Below are 18,505 nucleotides of genomic sequence, written 5' to 3' on the forward strand. Positions count from 1 at the left end.
TGCGAGCGCAGCGAAGCAATCCATGCTTTCCTTGCGCTGCGAGATGGATTGCTTCGCTGCGCTCGCAATGACGATAATGGAAGGCTTTCGTAGGGCGGGCTCACTTTAACCCGCCATATCGCACGGATCGGCGGGTTAAAGAGAACCCGCCCTGCGCAAGTGGCACGCGCCAGGACGCGGCGGTTGTTGCCAGCGGTGTCCTGTGACACCATCCAGGCACCGTTTTCTCTGACTTCCGGATGCCTATGCCACCTCGAAAATATGCCTGGGAAAAGCTGTCGGATGAGGAGTTGCTCAAGCAACGCCTCAGCAGTTTGAGGGTCAAGATCGAAGGCACATGGCTCGAGGATTGTCTCAGCACGCTGAATGATGAACTGCAGGCGAAGGGTATCCGGCTGCGGCCGCATGCATGGATATCGAGCGAATGGTTCAGTCCGGCGGATGTGCCGGGCATCGCGATTCCCTTCTATCTCGCCCATCCCCGCCTGATGAAACTCGAGAAGAAAATGATGCTCGACGTCGAGGGCGGCACCTGGTCCGAATGCATGGCCATTCTGCGCCACGAGGCGGGCCATGCCGTGCAGCACGCCTGGCAGCCGCAACGCCGCCGGCGCTGGCAGCAATTGTTCGGCCCGTCTTCGAAACGCTACCCGCGCCACTACCGGCCCAATCCGGCCAGCCGGCGTTTTGTCCAGCATCTTCGGCTCTGGTACGCGCAGAGCCATCCGGACGAAGATTTCGCCGAAACCTTCGCGGTGTGGTTACGCCCGCGCTCGAACTGGCGGACACGGTATGCCGGTTGGCCCGCGCTGAAGAAGCTTGAATATGTCGACGAACTGATGGACGAGATCGGAGGGACGCGGCCGCCGGTCATGACGCGGGAGCGCGTCGATCCGCTGCATGGGCTCAGCCAGACGTTGGGCGAGCACTACAAGAAAAAGCAGGCGTTCTACGCCTTCACGCCACCGAAGACCTATGACCGGGATCTCTCCCGTCTGTTTTCCGCCGATCCGCGACATCGACGGGAGCCGCCGGCCTCGGTCTTCATCAGGCGGCACCGCGCCCAGATCAGGCAGCTGGTCGCGCGGTGGACCGGCGAGAACCAGCTTACGCTCGATGCCGTTCTCGACGACATGATTTCCCGCTGCCGCGAACTCGATCTGCGTGCCGCCGGATCCGAACGAAAACTCGTGATCAACTTCACCATCCTGTTGACCGCCAAGACCATGCAAACGATGTTCGGACCGTCGCGGCGCAAATGGATCGCGCTATGAGACGCCTGCGCATTCTGGTGCTGATGCACCCGGACTTCATGCCGCCGGACTCCGCCGACGGGTACACCGCGCAGGAAATCAACGTATGGAAAACCGAATTCGACGTCGTGAGCACCTTGCGTGCGGCCGGCCATGAGGTTCGTCCGCTCGGCGTGCAGGAGGAAATCAAGCCGGTGCGCGAGGCGATCGAAAGCTTCAAACCGCATATCGTGTTCACGTTGCTGGAGGAGTTCCACAACAAGTCGGTGTTTGACCAGCACATCGCGAGCTATCTCGAGCTGATGAAGATCCCGTATACCGGGTGTAACCCGCGCGGCCTGATCCTGGCGCGCGGCAAGGACCTGTCCAAGACGCTGGTGCAGCATCGCCGGATCGCGGTGCCGGCCTTTGCCGTGTTCCCGATGCGCCGCAAGGTCAAACGGCCGCCGCGCCTTGCGCTGCCGTTGATCGTCAAGAGCCTGAGCGAGGACGGATCCTTCGGGATCTCGCAGGCGTCGATCGTCGATACCGACGAAAAGCTCGCAGAGCGCGTCGCCTTCGTTCACGATCGGCTTGGAACGGCCGCCATCGCCGAACAGTACATCGAGGGACGTGAGCTGTATGTCGCGGTGCTCGGCAACAATCGGCTGCGCGCCCTGCCGGTGTGGGAATTGAAATTCGGCAGCATGGGCGGGCAGGGGGCACGGCAGATAGCCACCGAAAAGGCCAAACACGATCCCGGTTATCAGGAACGCGTGGGAATTGTAGACGGGCCGGCCAACGACCTTGCGCCGGAGGTGTCTGCCCGCATCCAGCGAACAGCGAAACGCATCTACCGCACCCTGAAGCTCGATGGCTACGCACGCATCGACTTTCGCCTCGCTGCCGATAGCACTCCGTATTTCATCGAAGCCAATCCCAATCCGGAAATAGCGAAGAGCCAGGAGTTCGCTACAGCCGCCCGGCACGACGGGCTTGACTACCCCGACCTGCTGCATCGCATTCTGGCCCTCGGAATCAGCCGGGCAAAGGCCGGCGCATCCGTAGGCTGAAAGGCAACGCAAAATGGTCGTGCATTGGAATCAACCTCCCTCAATATCATTGCGAGGAGCCCTTGCGACGAAGCAATCCATCTCGGTTACCGGCGCCGCTGTGAAATGGATTGCTTCGCTGCACTCGCAATGATGTTGATGGGCCATACCGCATTCCCATAATCGTTAAACTTGTAATGTTCGCGCTAGCTTCGCATTCACGATGCCCATTAAGCCCCGAAGAACCCCTCGTCATGTAGCCTTGGTTGCAAGTTCGCCGACGCCATACCGAGGTTCCATGACTGCCCCAGCCCCCCAGTCTTCGTCCAAACGCCGGTTGCTGCTGGCGTCGGACCGGAGCGATCAGAGCAGTGAGCTGGCCAGCATCCTGCAGACGGTGAGCGAGGTCGATACCGTCTCGATGGCCGATCTTCCCGACGCGCCCAGCCAGTTCGCGGGTGTCGTGGTCGATATCAATCTGCGGTCGCCCGAATGCGTCCAGCTGGTCCGCAACAAGCTGCGCTCGGAGCCCTACCGCGCGATGCCGCGGCTGTTCGTTCTGGCCGACGCGCTTCATCACGGCTCGATGCAGGCCTGGGCGCTCGGTGCCACCGATACCATCGCGCGGCCGTTCGATGCGCAGGCCATTCTGCAGCGCATCCGCGCGGCGTTTCCCGATACTCACGGATATGACGCCACCGATCGCGGCAAGGCGCTGAACCGGGGCGTCGAGGCCGCGCATGCGGTGTTGGTCAAGATGTTCGAGAAGCTTCCGCAGGGTACGCCGCTGCAGTTCAGCGACGTCGTGGCGGCCGAAAGCAAAATTCTCAAGGCCATCAAGCACTCGTCGCTGCGCGAATGGCTGACCACGGTCGGCTGCCACCACACCGACACCTATCGCCATTGCCTGTTCGTCACCGGCTTTGCCGTCGCGTTCGCGCAGCATCTCGGCATGCGCGACGACGATCAGCGCCGGCTGGCGCGCGCCGCCCTGCTGCATGATGTCGGCAAGGCCTTCATTCCCGTTGATATCCTCGACAAGCCGGGACCGCTGACATCAGCGGAAGTGAGCGAAGTACGCCAGCATCCGCGCCGCGGCTTCGACGCGCTGGCGGCCCAGGGCGGCTTCCCGCCGGAAATGCTGGACGTGGTCCTGCATCATCACGAACTTCTCGACGGGTCAGGCTATCCCAACGCCCTGCGCGGCAATCAGATCAGCGACATCGTGCGGCTGATCACGATCGTGGATATCTACGCGGCGCTGGTGGAGAAGCGCGCCTACCGGATGCAATATACCCACGCCGGGGCGTTTGCGATGATGGAGGAGATGGGAGACAGGCTTGATCAACATCTGCTCCAGGCGTTCCGTCCGATCGCGTTCGGGTATCATTGAGGGTTACGGCGAGCACCAACCATCGTTCGTCATTGCGAGGAGCTCTTGCGACGAAGCAATCCAGCTTTGCCAAGGCAAGCAAGATGGATTGCTTCGCGGAGCCTGTCATCCTGCGGCGCTTCGCGCCGACCCGCTGGCTCGCAATGACGTCGAGAGGGCTTTGCCCGATCTCTAACGGCTCGCTAATCCAGCAGCTTCCGCAACTCCGCCTTCGCCACCTTCTCCAGCGTCGAGCGCGGCATCTCGTCGACGAAGTGGATTTCGCGCGGCACCTTGAAGTCGGCCAGCGCGCTGCGGCAGGCAGCCATCACGGTGTCGTGCAGGTCCTTCGGCGCGCCCTCGACGCCGGCGACGGGAATGATGAACACGACAGGCACCTCGTCGAGCATCGAGTGCTTCTTCGCCACCACCGCGGCCTCGCGCACGCCCGGCACCACCGCGATCACCTGCTCGATCTCGGAGGCCGCGACGTTCTCGCCGCCGACCTTCAGCATGTCCTTGGCGCGGTCGCCGAACTTTATGAATCCGTGGTCCAGCAGAGTGACCCGGTCGCCGGTGATGAAATAGCCGTGCTCGTCGTAACTCTCCCGCGTCGCCTTCTCGTTGTGCAGGTACTCCTGGAACAGCGACAACCCGGGAATGCCCTTGATCAGCAGATTGCCGGTGTCGCCGACCGCCGTCGGCGCGCCGTCGTCATCGGTGATGCGGATGGCGTATTCCGCAGCAGCCCGGCCGATCGACATCGGAATGTTGGGCTGGTCGACTTCGCCGACGATGCCGTGGGTGATGGTCTCGGTCATGCCCCACCAGCCGATCATCTTGATGCCGAAGGCCGCGAACGCCGGCGGGTCGTTGATCGCGGTTCCCCACAGCCGAAACTTGTGTTTCCGGGGAATTTCGTGGTCGAGCAGCGCCTTCATGCAGAACGGAATCGTCGAGGTCCAGGTGCAGCCGTGCTGGAGCGCGACGCTCCAGAACCGGCTCGCGGAAAACCGCGGCTGGATCACGCAGGTGGCGCCGACCCACAGGCTCGCCAGCATCGAATAGGCCAGCGCATTGGTGTGGAACAGCGGCAGATAGGTCTGGTGCACATCGCCTTCGTGCAAATCCTGGTGGGCGGCGTTGATCTTGGCGCCCCACAGCGCGTTGGCGTGGGTCCACAGCACCGCCTTCGGGCGCGATGTGGTTCCGGAAGTGTATTGCACGCTGCAGGGGGCCAGCGGATCGGTGGCGCGGCGTGGCCGGTCGGCGCTGTCGGCGAACAGCGCCTCGAAGCTGTCGCCGCGCCGGGTATTAAAACCCTGCGCAGGCGCGGCCCCCGAATCATGCGAAATCACCGCGAGCCAGCGCAAATTCCGGCAATGCGCCGCCACCATTTCGGCATAGGCCGGCTGGGTGATCGCGGCCACCGCGCCGCAATGATTGGCAAAATATTCCATTTCCGCCGGGGCCGAGCGAGTGTTGGTGGTCACAGCGATGGCGCCGAGCTCGACGCAGGCGAACCAGGCCAGCATGGCCTCGATGCAGTTGTCGAGATGGATCAGGACATACTCGCCGGGCTTGATGCCGCGCGCGACGAGCCCCGCGGCCAGCGCGCCGACCCGCTCGTGAAATTCGCCGTAATTCCAGCTCCGCGCCGGCGCATCGAACGGCGCCCAGACCAGAAACGGATGGTCGCGCCGCGTCTCGGCCCGCATCCGCAGCAGCCACGGCACATCAAGCCCCGCGAACGGCCCCACGATACCCGGCGCCGCCTGTGAATTTTGCATGGATCCTCCCACGCAGCCTTGCCGGCTGCTTCAGTGTTGTTGCTTGGGAGTAGTTCTGCCATTGGATGGCGCGGTGGGCAAATCCGCAATCCTCGTCATTGCGAGGATCGCCAGCGACGAAGCAATCCAGCGTCCTTGCTTGCCGCAAGCTGGATTGCCTCGCTGGCGCTCGCAATGACGGTCAGGGGGTTACGCCTCTCCCTCATACGACGAAATCTCGATCAAACTGCCGTCGGGGTCCCGGCAATAGACCGACCGCAGCGTGCCGCGGGCGCCTTGTTTCGCGACCGGGCCTTCCTCGATCGCCACGCCATGCGCCTTCAGATGCGCCACCACCGCGTCCGGCGCGCTCGAGGTGAGAAAGCACAGATCGTCGCTCCCTGCGGTTTGATGGTCCGCGGTGAACCACTCCACCTTGTCGGCGTCGCGCGGTCGCACATTGATCTTCTGGTTCCCGAACTTGAGCGTCGTCCGCGGCGTCTTGCCCGGGCCCGGGTCGAACACCTGGACCTCCATGCCGAGGATCTTTCGATACCATTCGGCGGAACGCGCCACGTCGGCGACATTGATCACGATATGATCGAGCGCGTTCACCATGACAGCCATGCATCATCCTTTCGTCGCGTCCAAGGGTGAACTGCCACACTGGCCGTCCCCCGCTTTGTTTGTTACAACGCGGCCCGTTGTCAATTCAACAGGTGCGGACCGCGCGATACGACGCGGCCGCCGGGAGAAAAACTGCATGACCTCACGTCGTACCGCGATTTGTCTGATCGCCACGGGTATTTCGATCGGCATTTCGGCAATCGCCTCGATCGGCAGCGCCGCGGCGCAGGATTATCCGACCCGCCCGGTGAAATGGGTGGTCGGCTATCCGCCCGGTGGCGCTACCGACATCATTGCGCGGCTGATCGGCCAGCGGATGTCCGAGCGGCTCGGCCAGCAGTTCGTGATCGAAAACAAGCCCGGCGCCGGCAACAATATCGCCACGGAGTCCGTGATCAATGCAGCACCCGACGGCTATACGCTTCTGTTCGTCAATCCCGCCAACTACATCAATGCCTCGCTCTACGCCAACCTCAAGTTCAACGTCGTTCGCGACATCGCGCCGATCGCGGCGTTCAATCGTGTGCCCAACGTCATGACGGTCGCCAAGGACGTGCCGGCCAAGACGGCGGCCGAGTTCATCGCCTATGTGAAGGCCAACCCGGGCAAGGTGAATTTGGCGTCGTCGGGCAACGGCACCTCGGTGCATCTGTCGGGCGAAATGTTCATGATGATGACGGGCATCAAGATGCAGCACATTCCCTACCGGGGCGCGGCGCCCGCGATCACCGACATGCTCGGCGGCCAGGTTCAGCTGATCTTCGACAACATGCCCTCGATCCTGCAGCACATACGTGCCGGTTCGCTGCGCGCGCTGGCGGTGACCTCGACGGCGCGATCCTCGCTGTTGCCCGACGTGCCCGTCCTCGCCGACACCATTCCGGGCTACGAGGCGAGCGCGCTGTTCGGCGCGGGGGCTCCAAAGAACACACCGAAGGAAATCATCGAGAAACTGAACAAGACGTTCAACGAGGTGCTCGCGGAACCCGCGATCAAGGCCAGACTGATCGATCTCGGCGGCGAGCCGCTGCCCGGGCCGCCGGAGGCCTTCGGCAAGATGATCGCGGCCGAAACCGACAAATGGGAGAAGGTGGTCAAGGCCGCCGGCCTCAAGGTCGAGTGATCTGCGTCACGGAACCTGGCGGGCGTGATCTGGTTTTCTAGGCGACGACGCAACTCAGACGAGGAAACCAGATCATGCGCTATGCAACATTGGCACTGTTGGCGACCGTGGCGGCAGGCGCCGCCACGATGATCAGCCCGACGCCTGCCGCGGCTTACGATTACCCTTATTGTGCTCAGGGCAGGGGTGTCGGTATTCCCGGCGAGTGCTCCTACCAGACCTATGCCCAATGCATGGCGAGCGCTTCTGGGCGCGGGCTCTACTGCAACGTCAATCCCCGCGCCGCCTTGAATCAACAGCCGCGCGGGCGGGTCTACCGCGGTTATTGAAATCCGGGATTAGCTGCCATCTCCGGTCACCGGGTTCGCCAACGGCGAGACCCGGTGACCGCGTATGACCGGATCATGCATGCTCCCCAATTCGTGAAAAGCCGCCGCACTTGACGCGGTCTTCTCGTCGTTATACTAAACCTTATGGTTAAGTATAACGACGAACTCCTGAACCGTACCTTCGCCGCGCTGGCGGATCCGACGCGGCGCGCGCTGCTGGCGCGGCTCGGCAGCCGGGACAGCATCTCGGTGAGCGAACTGGCGCAGCCGTTCGCGATGTCGCTGCCCGCGGTCATGAAACATCTCGACGTGCTGTCGGACGCAGGGTTGGTCGCGCGCGAGAAGACCGGGCGCACCGTGGCGTGCCGGCTCACCGCCAGCCCGATGGAGCAGGCGATGGAATGGCTCAATCGCTACCAGCGCTTCTGGTCCGAAAATCTCGACCGCCTTGCCGCATTCGTGGAGGAAGACACATGGCCACCCCATCAGCCGCTGCCGGCAACGCCGGGCTCGCCAGCCGGCCGAGCCTCACCCTCAAGCGTCGTCTCAATGCAATCCCCGAAAAAGTCTACGCCGCGTGGACCGACCCGGAAAAAATAGCGCGCTGGTTCGGGCCCGCGCAGGTCAGGGCCGGCTCGGTGCAGGCGAGCATCGACCTGCGCGTCGGCGGCCGCTACCGCATCAGCTTCGAAGGCGGCGACGGCGAGTATTTTCAGGTCGACGGCGTCTATCGCGAAGTCGTGCCGAACGCGCGGATCGCGTTCAGCTGGGCGTGGCACTCGACGCCCGAACGCGAATCGCAGGTCACAGTGTCGCTGCAGCCCGACGGCAGCGGCACGCTCCTGACCTTGCACCATGAACAATTCTTCAACGAAGCCGCGCGCGACGGCCATGCGCGCGGATGGGACGCATTGTTCGACAAGCTGGAAAAGTACCTCGCCTGAAGCAAGGAGGCAGCCATGCAACCGCACAAGATCGTTTCGCGCGCGGAATGGATCGAAGCCCGCAAGGCGCACATGGCGCTTGAGAAGGAATACACCAGGGCGCGAGACCGCCTGAGCGAGCAGCGGCGTGCGCTGCCCTGGGTCAGGGTGGACAAGGCCTATTCGTTCGACGGTCCGAACGGACCGCAGACACTGGGCGATCTGTTCGCCGGGCGGAGCCAGCTGGTGGTGCAGCACTTCATGTTCGCGCCCGACTGGACCGAGGGCTGCAAGAGCTGCTCGTTCTGGGCCGATGGCTTCGAGCGCCCGCATCTTGCTGCCCGCGACACCACGCTGGTGGCGATATCGCGCGCGCCGCTGCCCAGGCTTGCGGCGTTCAAGGCGCGGATGGGCTGGACCTTCGACTGGCTGTCCTCGGCGGCAAGCGACTTCAACTACGACTACGCCGTCTCGTTCACGCCGGACCAGATCCAGTCGGGCGCCAAAATCTACAATTTCGGCACCAGCGGCTTTGGGATCGAGGAAGCGCCGGGGATCAGCGTGTTCTTCCGCGACGATGCTGGCAATATCTTCCACACCTATTCCTGTTTCGCCCGCGGCCTCGACATGATGAACGCCGCCTACCACTATCTCGATCTGACGCCGCTCGGCCGCCACGAAGAGGGGCTACCGTACCCGATGGACTGGCTGCGGCTACGTGACCAATACCAACCGGCCGCGATTCAGGCGTCCTGTTGTCAAAGCTGAATTCGTCCTGACACCAACAAAGAGAAATGCCATGCCTTACGTCGACGGCTTCATCGTCGCGGTTCCCAGGAAGAACATCGCGGCCTATCGCAAATTGTCCACCAAGTGCGGCAAGATCTGGCGCGAATTCGGGGCGCTGGACTACCGGGAATGGGTGGCCGACGACGTCAAGGTCGGCAAGCTCACCTCGTTCCCGCGCGCGGTCAAGCTCAGGAAGGGAGAGGTCGTGGTGTTCTCCTGGATCACCTACAAGTCGCGCGCCCAGCGCGACAGGATCAACGCCAAGGTAATGGCGGATCCGCGGCTCGCGAACATCATGGGTCCGAATTCGCAACCTCCGTTCGACGGCAAGCGGATGATCTATGGCGGCTTCAAAAGCCTGGTCAAAGTCTAGCGCCGCGTACCGCTGTGCGGAATTCTCAAGCCTGCGGATAACTCGCCGCCTGCGCTGGACGCCGGCGCCGGGGCCACGCTAATCAAGCCTCAACGATCGCGCATAACAACAAGAACCGTTGCGGTCCAAGGCGCTGGCGTGAGTTTGCAGATTACCATTCTGAAAGTCCTGGCCAGTCACGACAGGGGCCGAGCCACGCTCGCTTCTCTCAACCGGGACATCGCGATCCTCATGGCCAGCGGCGCGGAATGGAGCGCGCGGACCAGGCGTTTGGCCGCGCGGGTGGCCGCCATCGATATTTTCGGCAGCGGTTACGTGCTGCGCGACGCCGAGGGATGGCAGATCACCGAAGCCGGCAGAAAATTCCTCGACGCGCTTGAAGCCATCACCCAGGATAACCAGCCGCCGGTTTTGATCCGGCGCCCGTCCGATGTCCCCGAGCCGTCCGCCCGCCCGGAAGGCGCGCTGATCGTGATCGGTCACCGCTTCAAGAGCCGGATCGGGCGCCACCGCGATGCGGCCCCGCGCAATCCCAGGGCGATCTAGTACGCAAGGACGGTTCAGGCGGCGGGCCTGGCCTGCTCGCCGGCGATGGCGCGATCAATGGCGTCGATCAGGACCTGGGTCTCGATGAATTTGAGCCGCGCCCGCTCCGCCTTGTCGCGATCGAACGGGGCGGCCAGCGTCTTGGCGAAGGCGTCGCGGTCTTCGACCATGCGCTCACGCGCCTTTTTCAGCGTCTCAAGTCGCTCGCTCATGTCAGGCTCGCCTTCTGTGGTGGCACATCCGGCCCGCCGCGCCAGCGGAGCCAATCCAGCTGAGACGACAGCGTTCGTGCCAGGATATCATAGCAGACACGCCGCCACCACGTGGCATGAAAATGCAGGAAGACGGGCTTGAGGACGGAGACTGTTTGCGTCTGATCGATGTCGTGTATTGTCGCAGAATCCACGACTGTCATGGTCTCTCGTCGCCGGCGCCTATGTCGCTGCGCGGGGAATACCCGGTGCCAATGTTTGACACCAGGTGATAGAATGTTTTCTGTATCAAGGAAGTCGGGATTTGCTCGCAAAGCGAAAGTCAGCCAGTCAGTTCAATCGCGCAGTTGCGGACTTCGCGGCTGCCGTTGAGCTTCGGCCGCTTTGGATCAGGCTTGGCTGGAACGACATTCTCTATCGATATAGACGCTCGACGCTGGGGCCGCTCTGGTCCACGGCAAACACGGCGATCATGGTCATTGCGCTGGGATTGGTCTATTCCCAGATTTTCAACATGCCGATCCGGCAATTGTTGCCCTACATTTGCGCCGGACTGATCGTATGGGGATTCATCAGCTCGATCATGCTTGATGCGGGGACGCTTTTCTCCGGTTCGGAGAGCTACATCAAACAGATACGTCTGCCTTATTCGCTTCACGCATGTCGCTTCGTGTTCAGCAAGTTGATACTCCTTGCTCACGATTTCCTCATCTATATCGTCGTGATCGTGTATTTCGAAGCATGGCCAGGCGCGGTTGCGCTATGCGCAATACCCGGGTTCCTGCTGCTGACGATCAACGCCCTGCTCATCAGTCTGACGATTGGAATGGCTTCCGCCAGGTTTCGGGATATCCCACGCCTCATTGCCAGTTTTATACAGGTCGTATTCCTGATTACGCCCATTATCTGGACCCCGGACTTGCTCGGGCCGCGGGTGTATCTTGCATACGCAAACCCCTTGTTTCACCTGATTGAGGTTGTGCGCGCACCCTTGCTCGGCTCCTTGCCGTCCGTGCAGACGGTAACATCGACGCTGGCAATAACCGCGACAAATCTTGTTGTTACGATTTGGTTCTTCGTCCGGTTTCGCGGCAGAATAGCTTACTGGATATGACTTCGATGATTTCGGATGGAGTGAGCGAGAGCGTTATCAGTCTCGACCGGGTATCGGTTTCGTTTCCGGTCTATCAGGGCGGATCGCGTTCGTTGAAAAAGCGCGTCCTCTACCATGGATCGGCGGGCAGGATCGGACGCGACGCGAGCCACAAGATCATTATCGAGGCGTTGCGGGAGGTTTCCTTCTCGCTGTCTGCGGGAGACAGGCTGGCGCTGATCGGCGCCAACGGCGCCGGAAAGACCACGTTGCTGCGGACGATCGCGGGAATCTACGAGCCCATCGAAGGCAGTGTCGTCACACGCGGGCGGATTTCCCCGATGTTCGACATCAGCCTTGGAATCGATGCGGACCTGAGCGGCTATGACAACATTCGCCTGCGCGCGCTCCTGCTCGGGCTGTCGCCGGGCGAGATCGAGCAGTACTTGCCCGACATCGCCCAATTCACCGAGCTCGATGAATATCTCGACATGCCGGTGCGGACCTACTCATCGGGAATGATATTGCGACTTGGTTTCGCAGTCGCGACGTGCTTCCAGCCGGAAATATTGCTGATGGACGAATGGATTTTGGCCGGCGATGCTCATTTCATGGGCAGGGCAGAGGCGCGGGTCCGGAGTTTCATCGAACGCGCGAGCGTGATGGTGCTGGCTTCGCATAATCTCCCGCTGTGCAGCCGCTGGTGCACCATGGGCGTCTGGCTTGATCAGGGGCGCGTCAAGGAAGTGGGGCCGGTCGACAAGGTCATCAAACAGTACACGACATCCGTCGCCCAGGGAGGGTCGCGCTGATCAACGTCTCACCAGGCCCAGCCGGTAGCTCCAGTGAAAGACAAACTGGCGTAACAAATAGGGCGCGATGGCGCGGGATATTTCGAGCTGGCTCGGTATGTATCCCAGCATTCTCAAGCGAAGGCTTTGCATTTCCTTTCGTCCGAGTTCGTAGTTTTTGGTGGTCTTCTGTTCGTCATGCACGCGAAAGCAGGCGAGAAACCCTCTCAGTCGCGCAAATTTGAATCCGGCAGCCTGGGCGCGCAACATGAAGTCCCAGTCCAGCGCATACTGAAAATTGACGTCAATCGGACCTATGGCGTCCCACACGCGGCGCCGCCAGAACATGGTTTCCTGTGGAACATACCCTGCATAGTGAAGGGCCTCGTCGCTATGCGCCGGCAAAATGGCGCGACCGATTTCGGAGCCGGCATAATCGATGAAAATGCGATGCCCGTAGACGATGTCGATATCCGGCCTCTCGGCGAAGAAATTGGCCACGCAGGCCAGTGCTCCCGGCAGCAAGGTGTCGTCACTGTTGAGATAGGCCATGATCTCGCAGTCAACGCCCGCGAAGCCGCGGTTGATCGCATCGGCCTGTCCCCGGTCCGGCGCGCTTAGCCAGCTGATTTTGTCGCCGTAGCCCTTCAGGATTTCGACGCTGTCGTCCACGGAGCCGCCGTCCTGGACATGGTAGAACAGCGCCGGGTAATTCTGGGCGAGGATGCTGTCGATGGTCGCAGCCAGGAATGGCGCCTGATTGAAGCTTGGCGTCACGATCGCGATGCTGGGAACACGACTGGGCAATGCCGGTGAGCGCGGCAGGGAATGCAGATCGAGCGGGCGGGGTGAATGCTGCTCGAATGTCCACATCGGCGGACGCAGCCAGAAGCGGCGAAGATGCGCACGAGACCTGGCATAAGCCTCCTGCAGTTGGCCCTGACTCGTCTCAAGGCCGTCCAGCCGTTCCTCGATTTTCTTCAGTCGTTCCAGCAACTCGCGCGTTAACTCGTCGTCCATCTGGCCGCAATCCATAAAATAATGTGGTTCGGACGTTCAAGCTGCGTCCGATGGGCCCGAGCGTAATTTGCATTGGTCGTTCGGCCTACCATTGGCCGGGCGACGTGGCAAACCGAACCTGTACTCGGTTGCAATCGTTCTCATGACCGTCAAGGCGAGTGTGTCCGCCGGCGACATCGCTGATGGCGCGACGCTGGCTTGCGATGGATTTGTCCGGCGCTTCGTTGACGCGATTTCGATGCTGCAGTATGCTGTGACATATTGTCAACCAAGGTGTGCCCGTTTCTTGAGCTGAGGACTAGATTTTGACCGTCGCTTACAAGATCCTTGAGGCTGATATTTCACACAACAGGTTCGATGACGAGATCATCGCCGTCAATCTTGCAACCGGATCCTATTTCAGCCTTCACAATACGGCTGCCGAACTGTGGAGCTTGCTGGAGCGCGGTCCGGCTACCGCGGACTCTCTGAGCGCGGCATTTGCGGATGTGCCGGCAAGCGCAAGCGAGGAAATCGGTATGTTCCTGACGCGCCTGCAGGACGAAGGATTGCTGACAACCAGCACAGAGGACCCGGTACGGCTCACCTCGGCGCGAGCCTATGCGACGCCTGTCGTCGAAGAGTTCGACGAGTTGCGCGAACTTCTGCTCGCGGACATCGTGCACGATACCGATGAGGCCGGCTGGCCGCATCTGATCACGACGTAAGGCAATCAATTGTTCGCGGGTGATGTGAATACGCCGCGGACATCGCCGGTTTCGGATCAGGCGTATCGGCTATTGGATCGGGTGCTGTCGATCGCGCCCGCGGTGCGCTGCAGCTACGAGATCGGAGCGCAGAATATTGCAGTCCACTATCTTTCGGAACAACTTTACTCCCGCCTGCATCCATCGCTGGCGCACCTTTGCAGCGCGTCGGATAGGCCCGCTGAACTGACGATCGTTGCGCAGGTCAGTGAATCGCCGCCGCTCCAGCTTAGGAATGACGAATGGACTGTCGCAGGTCAGCGCTGGTCGCAATCCGACGCATCGCCAGACGCGGTTTCGGCGAACTTCACCCCCGGCGACGGCGGGCGCCTCGACCTGATTGCGCCGACCCGGCGCGTTGCATTGTCGTCGTTCCGCGACATCAACCTCATTCCGGCCTGGGACATGGCAACGCCATTTCGCGATCTCCTGCAACGGTGGTTCAGGGAGCATGATGGCCACCTGATCCATGGCGCTGTCGTCGCGGATGGACGAGCTGCGGTGGCCCTGGCCGGAACCTACCGGGCGGGCAAGTCCAGCACGGCCTTTGCGTGCCTGCACCACTCCATCCTCGAGTGTCTTGGCGACGATGTCTTTCTCGTGCGCAGACTCGGCGGCGAATGGCATGCATTCAGCCTCTACAACGCCTGCAAGCTTCTGCCTCACGACGTGGATCGCTTCACGCAAGATCTCACGGCACTCGACGACTCGGTGCGCGGCGACGGCAAGCCGACATTCTATCTCTATCCGGCGTTTGCCGGCCGGTTGCCGCGCCAGCGGCGGCTTGCCGCAATCCTGCTGCCGCGCATCACGGGGGAGTTCGAGACGACCGTCGCGCCGGCCAAACCCGGGGAGACATGGCGTGCGCTGGTGCCGTCGACCTTGGCTCTCACGCCGGCAACTCCGGAAGGCATCAAGTGGCTGACGGCCCTTGCCCGCGACCTGCCATCCTGGTGGCTCAACATTGGAACGCATCGAGAGGCGATACCGCCTCGTATCGAGGAGCTGATTCGTCTTGCCGGGCAAACAGGTTTGACGGCGCAGACAGATCTGGTTCCTCACTCGTCATGATCTCGATCAGCGTTGTCATCCCCGCCTGGAACGCCGCTCGCTATATCGGCGATGCCGTCGACAGCGTTCTGACCCAGTCGGCGGCGCCGGACGAGATCATTATCGTCGACGATGGCTCCACGGACCACACTTCCGAGTGCGTCCGGGAGTTCGGCTCTCGCGTCCGGTTGATTGCGCAGTCCAATGCGGGGGTTGCGGCAGCGCGCAATCGCGGCATCGCCGCGGCGCATGGCGAGGCGATTGCCTTGCTGGATGCCGATGATTTGATGGCGCCCCGGCGCCTCGAGCTCCAGCGCGCGGTGCTTTCGCATGATCCGCATTGCGGGATCGCACTGGGAAAGCAGCTGACTTTCCGTTCGGAGCAGGAACGACTTGCCCTCGACAGCAGCCCGCCCAATCTCTCCGCCGTCCGCCCGGGCTATGTGCCGAGCGCCGCGATGATCCGTGCCAGTGTGTTCGGTGTGGTCGGGCTATTCGACGCCGGGCTGCGTATTGGCGACTTTCTCGACTGGATCACGAGGGTACAAGCGCACGGCGCGCCGATCATGGAGATGGAACAGGTTGTCGCTTACCGGAGGCTTCACGAAGGCAGTCTCTCCCGATCGGCCGGCACACAATACGCGAACCTCGTGCACAGGCTGCGCGGGAAGACCGGCAAGACGGAATGAGTGCGCAGTCGGGTCCGGGCCGTTTTCATCCCGTCTGGCCCCATGGCGTGTGGCCGAACGCCAATCAGGAAATGCTGATCAAGGCCGCCTTGCTCGACGATGCAGGCGCGGCACGTGCTGCCTTTCGCGACTGGAGCCGGGCCGACGATCTGTTCTTCGTGGACAACGGCCTCAACCTGTTCCTGATGCTGCTCTACGAACGCCTCAAACACTGGGGAGAAGCCTATCGTGACCATGATCGGCTGCGCGGGGTCGTGCGCCATGCGTGGGTCATGCATCAGAGATTTCGCCGGGATATCCGCGAGGTAGGCAGCACGCTTGGTTCGGCTGGAATCGAGATCATGCTGCTCAAGGGGGCAGCGCTCAACGTGAATGCCTATCCCGATGCCAATCGGCTCATGTCGGATATCGATATCGCCGTCCCCCACGGCCAGTTGGGCCAGGCGATCGAAGCGCTGAAGCGCGCGGGATGGAATGCCAATTTCCGCAATCTGGACCTGCTGCCGACGGCCACCCATGCCTGCCAGTTCTTTCGTGGCGACAGCCAGCTCGATCTTCACTGGGAGTTCTTCCACGGCCGCCCTCTCGACCCGGCGATCATGGCCGATATCTGGAAGTCAGCGCGGACCACCGCGCTCGACGGGGTCCATTATCGTCTGCTGTCTCCCGAATTCGGCCTGATTCATACATGCGAGCACGGCTTGCGCTATAATTCGACCCCACCCATGCGATGGCTTGCGGATGCATTCTTCCAGATCAGGCATGGCGGCGCCATCGATTGGCGGGTCCTTCAGGCGCTGGCCGCGCGTCTCGGTCTGTCGCAGCACGTCGGGCTGACCCTGAACTATCTCGCCTCCAGACTGCAGCAACCGGAAGCGATCCTGGCCTTGCAAAGCGTGCCGCGCTGGGATGGCGATTTCTGGTCTCGTGCCGAACTGGCTCTCGAGATTCGGCGAACGCCCGGCTGTCATCAATTCTGGCGCGAACTGCCATCCCATATTCCGTCTTATCTGCGTGTTCGGCGCCGGTTTCGCGGCCTGCGCCTTTCCGACTACATCCGTGCCGTCAATAATTTCGAAGGACCGCTCGCTCCCATCCTCCGCCGTCTCACGCGGCTTCAGCTTCGCGCGATCCTGGAAGGGATCGAGGCTCGACGCCGCAAGCTCGCACGATGGTGGCGGGGCGACAGGACCACATTGGAGCTCTCGCTGTTTCAAGAGACCGGCTGGACTGGCTGGTTTCCGCCGGAAGATGTTCCCGACGGCTTTCTTCGCTGGTCGGAACCGCGCGCATCCTTCCCGGCACCGATCTCCTCGCAACACGGGTTGCTCGCATTGACGGTGCTGGAAGTCCGGCCTCTCGATGCCGGGTTCCTCGAAAGCTTCCGTGTCCGGCTCAATCGAACGCTGATTGCCAAAGGCTCGATCCGGATTGATGGAACGACCATCATCGTGCCGCTGCCCCTCGCCGGACGTCTCGACCGGAGGGAGCAGCGCATCGAACTGGTATGCGATCCCTGGTTTGCCCCCGGCGACCCGCGCCCGCTCGGGATACCCGTCCTCGGTGTCACTCTGAAAAGCGATCGGCCATGAACCATTCGCAACCGCGCGGGACGATCCGGATCGGGGAACAGCAGGTGTTCGGTCATCACCGGTCGGGATGGGCGATCGCCATCGATGCGCTAAGGCCGGAGCATTCCGATGCGGGCGTCCTTTTCGACGGCTTCCTCGACAGGACCTTCAGCCGGGAAATGAACCCGCGCTACCAGCAGGATCTTCCCTTCGCACGTCCCTGGACCGGTTTCTTCCACAACCCTCATTCCTTGCCGGCGTGGTTCCCCGACGGACCGAGGATCGAGCGAATGGTGGCATCGGACAAGTTCCAGCAAAGCCTTCCACATTGCGTGGGTCTGTTCACCTTGTCGGAAGATCTTGCCGAATTCCTGCGCGCGCGGGTCGGTGTCGCGGCGTCGGCACTTGTTCATCCAACCGAGATTCCGTCCGCTCACTTCGATTTCGAATCGTTCCTCGCCAACTCCGACAAGAAAGTCATCTCCATCGGGTGGTGGCTGCGCCGGACACTGTCGATCCAGTATCTTCCGCTCGATACGACGTCCCCTTACCGCAAGATACGCCTCAAACTCGGCGATCCGCTTCTCGACAACACGCAGAAGGGATTGTCGCGACTAGAGTTTGTTCACGAATGGCGCAATCGTAAGCTCGACTCCAGATATCGCGACAACACGATCGAAACCAGCTATTTGCCGCCATCCGACTACGATGACTGGCTCACCCGCAACATCGTGTTTCTCGATCTGCTTTGCGCGGGTGCGAACAACGCTGTGATCGAGTGCATTGCGCGTGGAACGCCGCTGCTCGTCAACCCGCTTCCCTCTGTCGTCGAATATCTTGGTGCGGACTATCCATTGTACTTCCATTCACTCGAGGAAGCGGCTGAAAAGGCGTGTCAGTTCGATCTGGTGCTGAAGGCTCACCACCATCTGATGGCCAATCCGGTGCGCCTGCGGCTTGCGCCGGACGTGTTCCTGCACAGCTTCCGGCAATCGGCGGTCTATCAGCGTCTCCTTGAAGTGCAGCAACGTTCAAGCGGGGAATAGCGTTCGCTCGGGCACTTGATGGACCCGGTCAATCGCGCGGGCCGTCGCGCGGACGACCTAACCGGCGTCCTGCAGACGCTGGCGCACCCGACACGATTCGAACGTGTGACCTTTGCCTTCGGAGCAATATAGGCTGCCCATCCGAAAAACGC

At 61.8% G+C, this 18,505-nt stretch carries 21 protein-coding genes; 17 read left to right on the forward strand and 4 right to left on the reverse strand.

The window, feature by feature from the left end; translation table 11 throughout:
- Positions 1-245 precede the first annotated feature (245 nt).
- The 3 genes from Q7U29_RS15805 to Q7U29_RS15815 all read left to right on the forward strand — a co-directional run bounded on the left by Q7U29_RS15805 (position 246) and on the right by Q7U29_RS15815 (position 3,677).
- Positions 246-1,274: a putative zinc-binding metallopeptidase gene (locus Q7U29_RS15805; RefSeq protein WP_304743003.1), complete on the forward strand. Its 1,029-nt coding sequence runs from the start codon at positions 246-248 to the stop codon at positions 1,272-1,274.
- Entirely contained in the window at positions 1,271-2,305 is a 1,035-nt protein-coding gene (locus Q7U29_RS15810; protein WP_304743005.1) for an ATP-grasp domain-containing protein, read from the forward strand. Before Q7U29_RS15805 ends, Q7U29_RS15810 begins: the two co-directional genes overlap by 4 nt.
- 277 nt (positions 2,306-2,582) lie before the next feature.
- A complete protein-coding gene (locus Q7U29_RS15815; protein ID WP_304743007.1) occupies positions 2,583-3,677 on the forward strand; it encodes an HD domain-containing protein in 1,095 nt (364 codons plus the stop codon).
- A 182-nt stretch (positions 3,678-3,859) separates the two neighbouring features.
- Here the strand turns inward: Q7U29_RS15815 and Q7U29_RS15820 are convergent, their stop codons facing one another.
- Both Q7U29_RS15820 and Q7U29_RS15825 read right to left on the reverse strand, forming a co-directional pair.
- The gene (locus Q7U29_RS15820) at positions 3,860-5,446 is read right to left on the reverse strand and encodes an AMP-binding protein (protein ID WP_304743009.1); all 1,587 of its coding nucleotides are present in this window, start codon (positions 5,444-5,446) and stop codon (positions 3,860-3,862) included.
- A gap of 189 nt (positions 5,447-5,635) precedes the next feature.
- Positions 5,636-6,052, reverse strand: a complete 417-nt coding sequence (locus tag Q7U29_RS15825; protein WP_304743011.1) for a VOC family protein — start codon at positions 6,050-6,052, stop codon at positions 5,636-5,638.
- Positions 6,053-6,188: 136 nt separating this feature from the next.
- Between Q7U29_RS15825 and Q7U29_RS15830 the strand changes: the two genes are divergently transcribed.
- The 7 genes from Q7U29_RS15830 (at position 6,189) to Q7U29_RS15860 (ending at position 10,135) form a co-directional block, all read left to right on the forward strand.
- Positions 6,189-7,175, forward strand: a complete 987-nt coding sequence (locus tag Q7U29_RS15830) for a tripartite tricarboxylate transporter substrate binding protein (RefSeq protein ID WP_304743012.1) — start codon at positions 6,189-6,191, stop codon at positions 7,173-7,175.
- A 74-nt stretch (positions 7,176-7,249) separates the two neighbouring features.
- Positions 7,250-7,504, forward strand: a complete 255-nt coding sequence (locus Q7U29_RS15835) for a DUF3551 domain-containing protein (protein ID WP_304743014.1) — start codon at positions 7,250-7,252, stop codon at positions 7,502-7,504.
- 144 nt (positions 7,505-7,648) lie between these two features.
- Positions 7,649-8,104, forward strand: a complete 456-nt coding sequence (locus tag Q7U29_RS15840; protein WP_304743015.1) for a helix-turn-helix transcriptional regulator — start codon at positions 7,649-7,651, stop codon at positions 8,102-8,104.
- A complete protein-coding gene (locus tag Q7U29_RS15845; protein WP_304743078.1) occupies positions 8,059-8,448 on the forward strand; it encodes an SRPBCC domain-containing protein in 390 nt (129 codons plus the stop codon). Before Q7U29_RS15840 ends, Q7U29_RS15845 begins: the two co-directional genes overlap by 46 nt.
- Positions 8,449-8,463: 15 nt before the next feature.
- Positions 8,464-9,195 carry a DUF899 domain-containing protein gene (locus Q7U29_RS15850; protein WP_304743017.1) on the forward strand — a complete coding sequence of 244 codons (732 nt, stop codon included), beginning with the start codon at positions 8,464-8,466 and terminating at the stop codon, positions 9,193-9,195.
- A gap of 31 nt (positions 9,196-9,226) precedes the next feature.
- Complete coding sequence (locus Q7U29_RS15855; protein ID WP_304743019.1) at positions 9,227-9,589, forward strand: DUF1428 domain-containing protein; 363 nt, start codon at positions 9,227-9,229, stop codon at positions 9,587-9,589.
- 138 nt (positions 9,590-9,727) lie between these two features.
- Positions 9,728-10,135 (forward strand): aminoacyl-tRNA deacylase, encoded by a 408-nt coding sequence (locus tag Q7U29_RS15860; protein ID WP_304743021.1) that lies wholly within the window; start codon positions 9,728-9,730, stop codon positions 10,133-10,135.
- A 14-nt stretch (positions 10,136-10,149) separates the two neighbouring features.
- On the opposite strand, the gene Q7U29_RS15865 is transcribed toward Q7U29_RS15860, so the two are convergent.
- Complete coding sequence (locus Q7U29_RS15865) at positions 10,150-10,347, reverse strand: hypothetical protein (RefSeq protein ID WP_304743022.1); 198 nt, start codon at positions 10,345-10,347, stop codon at positions 10,150-10,152.
- Between the two features lie 304 nt (positions 10,348-10,651).
- On the opposite strand from Q7U29_RS15865, the gene Q7U29_RS15870 reads away from it, so the two are divergent.
- Together Q7U29_RS15870 and Q7U29_RS15875 are read left to right on the forward strand one after the other, a co-directional pair.
- Positions 10,652-11,461, forward strand: coding sequence for an ABC transporter permease (locus Q7U29_RS15870; protein ID WP_304743024.1), 810 nt, complete (start codon positions 10,652-10,654; stop codon positions 11,459-11,461).
- Entirely contained in the window at positions 11,458-12,252 is a 795-nt protein-coding gene (locus Q7U29_RS15875) for an ABC transporter ATP-binding protein (protein WP_304743080.1), read from the forward strand. The genes Q7U29_RS15870 and Q7U29_RS15875 overlap by 4 nt, the downstream gene beginning before the upstream one ends.
- Here Q7U29_RS15875 and Q7U29_RS15880 read toward each other — a convergent pair whose 3' ends face one another.
- Positions 12,253-13,251 carry a glycosyltransferase gene (locus Q7U29_RS15880; protein ID WP_304743026.1) on the reverse strand — a complete coding sequence of 333 codons (999 nt, stop codon included), beginning with the start codon at positions 13,249-13,251 and terminating at the stop codon, positions 12,253-12,255.
- 305 nt (positions 13,252-13,556) lie between these two features.
- On the opposite strand from Q7U29_RS15880, the gene Q7U29_RS15885 reads away from it, so the two are divergent.
- Genes Q7U29_RS15885 through Q7U29_RS15905 form a run of 5 tightly spaced genes read left to right on the forward strand, consistent with a single transcriptional unit; the run spans position 13,557 to position 18,353 of the window.
- The gene (locus Q7U29_RS15885) at positions 13,557-13,958 is read left to right on the forward strand and encodes a PqqD family protein (protein WP_304743028.1); all 402 of its coding nucleotides are present in this window, start codon (positions 13,557-13,559) and stop codon (positions 13,956-13,958) included.
- Positions 13,959-13,967: 9 nt separating this feature from the next.
- A complete protein-coding gene (locus Q7U29_RS15890) occupies positions 13,968-15,068 on the forward strand; it encodes a hypothetical protein (RefSeq protein ID WP_304743030.1) in 1,101 nt (366 codons plus the stop codon).
- The gene (locus tag Q7U29_RS15895; protein ID WP_304743032.1) at positions 15,065-15,736 is read left to right on the forward strand and encodes a glycosyltransferase family A protein; all 672 of its coding nucleotides are present in this window, start codon (positions 15,065-15,067) and stop codon (positions 15,734-15,736) included. Before Q7U29_RS15890 ends, Q7U29_RS15895 begins: the two co-directional genes overlap by 4 nt.
- Positions 15,733-17,328 (forward strand): nucleotidyltransferase family protein, encoded by a 1,596-nt coding sequence (locus tag Q7U29_RS15900; RefSeq protein ID WP_304743034.1) that lies wholly within the window; start codon positions 15,733-15,735, stop codon positions 17,326-17,328. Before Q7U29_RS15895 ends, Q7U29_RS15900 begins: the two co-directional genes overlap by 4 nt.
- Entirely contained in the window at positions 17,325-18,353 is a 1,029-nt protein-coding gene (locus Q7U29_RS15905; protein WP_304743036.1) for a hypothetical protein, read from the forward strand. Before Q7U29_RS15900 ends, Q7U29_RS15905 begins: the two co-directional genes overlap by 4 nt.
- Positions 18,354-18,505 lie beyond the last annotated feature (152 nt).

It is taken from the genome of Bradyrhizobium sp., from assembly GCF_030654605.1.
Lineage (GTDB): Bacteria > Pseudomonadota > Alphaproteobacteria > Rhizobiales > Xanthobacteraceae > Bradyrhizobium.